Origin of the sequence: Dyella jejuensis (genome assembly GCF_044904675.1) — a bacterium.
Classification (GTDB): Bacteria; Pseudomonadota; Gammaproteobacteria; order Xanthomonadales; family Rhodanobacteraceae; genus Dyella_B; species Dyella_B jejuensis.
Map to the genome: position 1 here is coordinate 240,314 of NZ_JADIKJ010000012.1, position 6,673 is coordinate 246,986.

A 6,673-nucleotide genomic window follows, 5' to 3' on the forward strand; every position below is an offset into this window, starting at 1 on the left:
GCCTGCGCATGGCTCGCGCCGAGTGCTGTTTGCTTGCCAGGCCAGGAAGAGCAAGGGCGTGTACGTCTACGTCCGTACACGATCGATTGATGACACCGTCTGGCGGGCAAACAGACCGGCCCTTCGGGTTTAGCGTGGCGTGCCTGCCATGCGGCAGCGCGCGGCTTGCCTTGGCAGCCGCCAAGCTTGTGCCGTGCATTACCTGACAGCCACGCAACGCTACGCGGGCCATGCGGACAGCGCGAACAGGCCCTGGGCCCAACCTTCGCCTACAATGGCAGCCCCTGTCGGCCATCCGGTACCCACGTGATCTCCCGCGACGAATTCGAAGCGCTCGCAGCGCAAGGACACACCCGCATTCCGCTGGTGCGCGAAGTCTTCTCCGATCTGGACACGCCGCTGTCGGTCTATCTCAAACTGGCCGATGGTCCCTACACGTTTTTGTTCGAATCGGTGGATGGCGGCGCCACCTGGGGGCGTTACTCGATCATCGGCTTGCCGGCGAAGCGCGTCTATCGCTTGCGCGCGCACGAGCTGGAAGTGGAAGACGCCGGTGAAGTAGTCGAGCGTCGCCATCTCGACGATCCGCTGGCCGAGATCGAAAAGCTTCGCCAGCAATACCATGTGCCTCGCCTGCCGCAGCTGCCGGCTTTCAGTGGGGGCCTGGTGGGATATTTCGGTTTCGAAACCATCGGCTATATCGAGCCGCGCCTGGCGCGGTGGGACCGCGCCGATGAACTGGGCACGCCGGACGTGCTGCTGATGCTGGCCGAGGAAGTCGCGGTCTTTGACAACCTCAAGGGGCGTCTATACCTGATCGTGCATGCTGATCCGGCCCAGCCGCAGGCGTATGCGCAAGCACAGCGCCGCCTCGATGCCTTGACCTACCGGCTGCACCAGGGCGGCGCAGCTTATCCGCAGCTCACGCAATCGACAGCGCTGAACGAAAGCGACTTCACATCGTCGTTCACGCGCGAAGAATTCGAAGCCATGGTGGAGCGCGCCAAGGAATACATCCGCGCGGGCGACATCTTCCAGGTGGTGCCTTCGCAGCGCCTGAGCGTGGGATTCCACGCCCGGCCGGTGGATGTCTACCGCGCATTGCGCGCGATGAATCCTTCGCCTTACATGTACTTCGTGGATCTTGGCGATACGCAGATCGTCGGCTCATCGCCGGAAATCCTGGCGCGCCTGCAGGATGGCAAGGTGGTCGTGCGTCCGCTGGCCGGCACCCGCAAACGCGGCGCCACCGAAGAAGAAGACAAGGCGCTGGAAGCCGAGCTGCTGGCCGACCCGAAGGAACGCGCCGAACATGTGATGCTGATTGACCTGGGCCGCAACGATATCGGCCGCATCAGCGAAACCGGTAGCGTGGAAGTGAGCGAATCCTTTGTGGTGGAGCGCTATTCGCACGTCATGCACATCGTGTCGCAAGTGCAAGGCAAGGCCAAGGCCGAACTTGGCTACATGGACGTACTCAAGGCCACTTTTCCTGCCGGCACGCTTAGCGGCGCGCCGAAGATCCGTGCCATCGAGATCATCCAGGAACTGGAGCCGTACAAGCGCAACATCTACGCCGGTGCAATCGGTTGGATCGGCTGGTGGGGCGATGCGGATACCGCCATCGCCATTCGCACTGCGGTGATCCAGGGCGGCCGCCTGCACGTGCAGGCGGGCGCGGGCATCGTCTATGACTCCGATCCCGCGTCGGAATGGGAGGAGACGATGAACAAAGGACGCGCGCTGTTCCGTGCCGTGGCGCAGGCGGCCAAAGGCTTGTGATGACGATGGCTGGCATGAAACGAATTGTGGTTGGCTACGGCTGTCTGTTACTGCTTGCTTGCCCGCTGTCGCTTGTCGCCCACGAACCATCGCAAGCGTGGCCGGATACGGTGCTGAGCCGCACGCAGGCGCTGGCTGAGCTGCAGAGCTTGAACGCGGCATTGCTCAGCCATCCAAGCGCCACGCTGACGCTGGAGCAATGGTGCGGAGCGCACCATCTGTCTCAGGACGTGCAGGTCATCGCCCGCCGCGTGCATGGACAGGACAAGCCGCTGCCCGAGGATGCCCGCGCCTTGCTGGGCATCAGTCCCGGCGAACCTGTGCGCTATCGCCGGGTAGCGCTTCGTTGTGGCGATGTAGTGCTGTCGGACGCGGACAACTGGTACGTGCCTTCCCGCCTCACCGATGCCATGAATCAGCAGCTGGATCACTCCGATGTGCCGTTCGGCAAGGTGGTCCAGCCGCTGCATTTTCGCCGGCAGACGCTTTCCGCCGAGCTCTTGTGGCAACCGCTGCCACCGGGCTGGGATAGCGGAGCCATGCTCCCGCCGCCGACTGGCAAACCACTTATCCTGCCTGCTCACGTACTGCAGCATCGCGCGGTGCTCTATACCGCCAGCGGCCAACCTTTCAGCCTGGTAGTTGAAAGCTATACGTCGCAGGTACTGACTCACCCTGAGTCTGCCGATACCGGCAAGTAATCGTGCATGGAATCAATACGAAGACGAGCACTACCGTCCGATAAAAATGCTGCAATATTCGCCTGCCTGCGGTTCAGACGGGGGGTGATGCATGCTTTCGTGCACGATCTGTCTCACATGCGTCTTGCGCCGCAGTTCACACGATATTCGTTTCGGTGCCGCTCTTCGCCATGAACGCGCAGGTCGTTGGCCATTTCCGGATCGTTGGAGGTCCTCCGAAAATTGGCTGGAGGGCATACGTGGTTAGACTTGGTTACCTCTTGCGAAAGCGTTGAGGTGCACACTCATGCTCAAGGATGGCAATCGCTGTCCAGAACTTGTTTGGTCTGGTATTCATTTGATGCCTCCTTGCCAGCAGCCCTGTTCAGGGTTGGCCGGAATCGAGGCTAAGCCCGATAGAGTCCGCGTCCAGGGCAGGCTGAAAAGGTCGTCACCTCGTCTTTTGATCAAGAAAAGACAATGGGATAGGCCTTAAACACTGGCGCGCTGGAATGCTGCGCTGCGGCGACGCAGGCCGCTACAATCGCTCAACAACAAATTTATGGCAGGTGATCCCGCGTCCATGGCTGGCAGGGCGTTTCCGGGAACAGTGCCAGCGTAATTGATATCAAATTAAATCAATGGGTTGGATGCGTCATGCTCCTCATGATCGACAATTACGACAGCTTCACCTTCAACCTCGTGCAGTACCTGGGCGAACTGGGACAGGAGGTGAGGGTGGTGCGCAACGATGCGTTGGACGTGGCCGGCATCCGTGCGTTGCAACCTTCGCACATCATGATTTCGCCTGGCCCGGGCACTCCTGACGATGCAGGCGTGTCGCTGGATGTACTGCGTCAGCTGGGTGGTGAAGTTCCGGTGTTCGGTGTGTGCCTCGGGCACCAGGCGATCGGGCAGGCATTTGGCGGCAGAGTGATCCGCGCCAAGCAGATCATGCATGGCAAGACTTCGCCGGTGCGTCATCGGGGCCGGGGAGTGTTTGCCGGGCTGCCTGACCCGTTCGAAGCGACGCGCTATCACTCGCTGGTGGTGGAGCAGGCGTCATTGCCCGACTGCCTGGAAATCACGGCGTGGACCGAGCTTCCGGATGGCTCCATCGACGAGATCATGGGCCTGCGCCACAAGACCCTGGCGGTCGAAGGCGTGCAATTCCATCCCGAGTCGATCCTCACGCAATACGGGCACGACCTGCTGCGCAACTTCCTCGGCCTGCCGTCGCAAAAGCTCGCGGCATGAACGGGCGCGCCATTACTATCACCCCGCAAGAAGCACTGCAGCGCACGATCGAGCATCGTGAGATCTTCCATGACGAGATGATCGCGCTGATGCGCCAGATCATGCATGGCGAAGTAAGCCCCTTGATGACGGCGGCTATCGTTACCGGCCTGCGGGTAAAGAAGGAAACGGTCGGCGAGATAACCGGCGCGGCGCGCGTGATGCGCGAGTTGTCCGCCAAGGTCGAGGCGCCGGCGCATCCGCATTTCCTCGATATCGTGGGCACCGGTGGCGATGGCGCGTCGAGCTTCAATATTTCCACCGCAGCCATGTTCGTTGCGGCGGCGGCCGGTGCGCGCATCGCCAAGCATGGCGGGCGTAGCGTGTCTTCCAAATCAGGCAGCGCGGACGTGCTGGAGGCGCTGGGCGCGCGCATCGATCTGTCGCCAGCACAGGTGGCCGAATGCATGGTGGAAACCGATATCGGTTTCATGTACGCGCCCAATCACCATCCGGCGATGAAAATGGTGGCGCCGGTACGCAAGGAAATGGGCGTGCGCACGCTGTTCAACATCCTCGGGCCGCTGACCAATCCGGCGGGAGCCCCCGATATCCTGATGGGCGTTTTCCATCCGGACCTGGTGGGTATCCAGGTGCGCGCGTTGCAGGCGCTGGGGGCCCGCCACGCGATGGTGGTGTGGGGGCGCGACGGGATGGATGAGATTTCGCTGGGTGCGGCCACCCTGGTCGGCGAGTTGCGCGACGGCGAAGTACGCGAGTACGAAATTGAGCCGGAAGACTTCGGCCTGGCGATGGCGTCCAGCCGCAACCTGCGGGTCGGCGACGTCCAGGAATCGAAAGCGATGCTGCTGGATGTATTGGAAGGCCGCCACGGCGTACCGCATGACATTGTCTGCCTGAACGCGGGCGCGGCGTTGTATACCTGCGGCGTGGCGGCCACTATAGCCCATGGCATCGAACTGGCCCGGGCTGCGATCGCCAGCGGCGCGGCTCGTGCCAAAATGGACGCTTTCGTGGCCATTACGCGGCGGCTTGCCGATAGTGCCGACTGACTTGCAGTGTTAAGTTTCCTCTCTCTCTTTCCTCCATGCCGATCACAAGCCCATGACCGACATTCTTCAACGCATTCTTGCCCGTAAGGCGGAAGAACTCGCCGAACGCAGCACCAAGTTGCCATTGAAAGAGTTGTCCGCGCGCGTGGCCGATATGCCTGACACGCGCGGCTTTGCCGCCGCCATCGAGGCGAAGATCGCCGCCGGCCTTCCCGCGGTGATCGCCGAAGTTAAAAAGGCTAGCCCCAGCAAAGGCGTGATCCGTGCCGAGTTCGATCCGATCGAGATCGCGCGCAGCTACGAGGCCGGTGGCGCGGCATGCCTGTCGGTGCTCACCGACAAGGATTTCTTCCAGGGCAGCGAGCATTTCCTGCAACAGGCACGCGCGGCCTGTTCGTTGCCGGTACTGCGCAAGGATTTCGTGATCGACCCTTATCAAGTGTACGAAGCGCGCGCGATCGGTGCGGACTGCATCCTGTTGATCGTGGCGGCGCTCGGCGACGCCGAGTTGCTGGAACTGTCGCTGCTGGCCGCCGACCTGGATCTGGATGTGTTGTGCGAAGTGCATGATGCCGAGGAACTGGAGCGTGCGCAGGCCGTGCCGGTGCCGCTGATTGGCGTCAATAATCGCAATCTGCGTACCTTCGAAACCTCGCTCGATACCACGCTGGAACTCCAGCAATTGATGGAATACGACCGCGTGCTGGTGGCCGAGTCGGGTATCCACACGCTTGACGATGTGGCGCGTCTGCGTGAAGCCGGCGTCAATGCTTTTCTGGTCGGCGAAGCTTTCATGCGTGCCAGCGACCCCGGTCGTGAGTTGAAGCGGCTGTTCGATACACATTGACCATGCCTACAGGGGAAATGACTCAGGCGACGGCCACGGCTGCCGCCGATGCTGGCCTGCCGCGCACGGTCCTGTTCGATTTCGATGGCGTGCTGTTCCATGGCGATGCATTCGCCCTGTTTATTCGCCACCGCTATACCTGCTCGTTGCTGAGCAAATGGCTGCTTGTGCTGACGTCGCCATGGTGGCTGCTGTGCGGATTGTTCTCCAGGCGGCTGGCAGCTCGCGCGCTGGTGCACGTGGCGCTATGCGGGCTTGGCCCGCAGCGTTATCGCATGGCGGCCGAGGCGTTTGCCGACCAGCTGGTGCGCAGGCCCCGCCAGTTTTGTCGCGACGGCCTCAACGCACTGCGCCGACACCAGGTTGCCGGCGACGAGGTCATTGTCGTGACCGGGTGCGAACAAATCCTGGTGGCGCGCCTGCTTGCTCAACTGGGTCTGCCTGAACTCACCATTGTCGCGTCGCAGCTTCAACCCGGATGGCTGGGCATGCGGGTGCGGATGCATAACGTTGGACGCCGCAAGGTGCAGAACCTCGCGGCTCAAGACGTCGTCCAGTGGCGCCTGGCCTACAGCGATTCCTTCCAGGACATGCCCATGCTCAAGCAGGCTGGCGAGGCCGTGTTGGTCAACGGCACCCCAAAACTGTGCAAGCGGGTGGAAAAGGCGTTGGGCCGTTCGGTGACCCGGGTCGCCTGGTATTGATCCTTGCGAGATCGGGGGGCGGCAAAGCCTCCGCCCGAAAGGACGGAGACGAGCCACGCAACGCTAGAACATTTTTGATTTAAACATATGCAACATGTAATGTACCCTCCGGCGTCGAGGAGGAGACGAACATGCATGCGTATTCGCAAGACCTGCGTGATCGAGTTTTGGGTGCATTGGAGCGAGGCGAAGGCCCGTCAGCGATTGCCAAGCGCTACGAAGTGAGCCGCCTGTGGGTGTACCAGGTGCGCCAACGCTGGGAAAAAGAGGGAAAGCGTCAAAGCTTGCCGGTGGGAGGTCATCGGCGCTCGCGGATTGCGCACAAGGAAACGGTGATTCGCGGGTGGATTG

The 6,673-nt window shown here is 61.8% G+C and carries 7 protein-coding genes; all 7 read left to right on the forward strand.

The window, feature by feature from the left end; translation table 11 throughout:
• The first annotated feature begins 306 nt into the window (after nucleotides 1-306).
• Nucleotides 307-1,782, forward strand: coding sequence for an anthranilate synthase component I (gene trpE / locus ISP15_RS12140; RefSeq protein ID WP_404547646.1), 1,476 nt, complete (start codon nucleotides 307-309; stop codon nucleotides 1,780-1,782).
• Nucleotides 1,783-1,796: 14 nt separating this feature from the next.
• Entirely contained in the window at nucleotides 1,797-2,483 is a 687-nt protein-coding gene (locus ISP15_RS12145; RefSeq protein WP_404547647.1) for a chorismate--pyruvate lyase family protein, read from the forward strand.
• 636 nt (nucleotides 2,484-3,119) lie between these two features.
• Nucleotides 3,120-3,719 (forward strand): anthranilate synthase component II, encoded by a 600-nt coding sequence (locus tag ISP15_RS12150; protein ID WP_404547648.1) that lies wholly within the window; start codon nucleotides 3,120-3,122, stop codon nucleotides 3,717-3,719.
• Nucleotides 3,716-4,771 (forward strand): anthranilate phosphoribosyltransferase, encoded by a 1,056-nt coding sequence (gene trpD / locus ISP15_RS12155; protein WP_404547650.1) that lies wholly within the window; start codon nucleotides 3,716-3,718, stop codon nucleotides 4,769-4,771. Before ISP15_RS12150 ends, trpD begins: the two co-directional genes overlap by 4 nt.
• A gap of 52 nt (nucleotides 4,772-4,823) precedes the next feature.
• On the forward strand, nucleotides 4,824-5,618 hold the full coding sequence (gene trpC / locus ISP15_RS12160) for an indole-3-glycerol phosphate synthase TrpC (RefSeq protein ID WP_404547652.1): 795 nt from the start codon (nucleotides 4,824-4,826) through the stop codon (nucleotides 5,616-5,618).
• 17 nt (nucleotides 5,619-5,635) lie between these two features.
• On the forward strand, nucleotides 5,636-6,322 hold the full coding sequence (locus ISP15_RS12165) for a haloacid dehalogenase-like hydrolase (protein WP_404547653.1): 687 nt from the start codon (nucleotides 5,636-5,638) through the stop codon (nucleotides 6,320-6,322).
• Nucleotides 6,323-6,453: 131 nt separating this feature from the next.
• The coding region (locus ISP15_RS12170) for a helix-turn-helix domain-containing protein (protein ID WP_404547655.1) at nucleotides 6,454-6,673 on the forward strand (220 nt) is incomplete at its 3' end.

What these genes read in the sequence shown, in the direction of transcription:
- ISP15_RS12145 (WP_404547647.1), top strand. Translation starts at nt 1,797, where the DNA reads ATGAAACGAATTGTGGTTGGCTACGGCTGTCTGTTACTGCTTGCTTGC.
- ISP15_RS12150 (WP_404547648.1), top strand. Translation starts at nt 3,120, where the DNA reads ATGCTCCTCATGATCGACAATTACGACAGCTTCACCTTCAACCTCGTG.
- trpD (WP_404547650.1), top strand. Translation starts at nt 3,716, where the DNA reads ATGAACGGGCGCGCCATTACTATCACCCCGCAAGAAGCACTGCAGCGC.
- trpC (WP_404547652.1), top strand. Translation starts at nt 4,824, where the DNA reads ATGACCGACATTCTTCAACGCATTCTTGCCCGTAAGGCGGAAGAACTC.
- ISP15_RS12165 (WP_404547653.1), top strand. Translation starts at nt 5,636, where the DNA reads ATGACTCAGGCGACGGCCACGGCTGCCGCCGATGCTGGCCTGCCGCGC.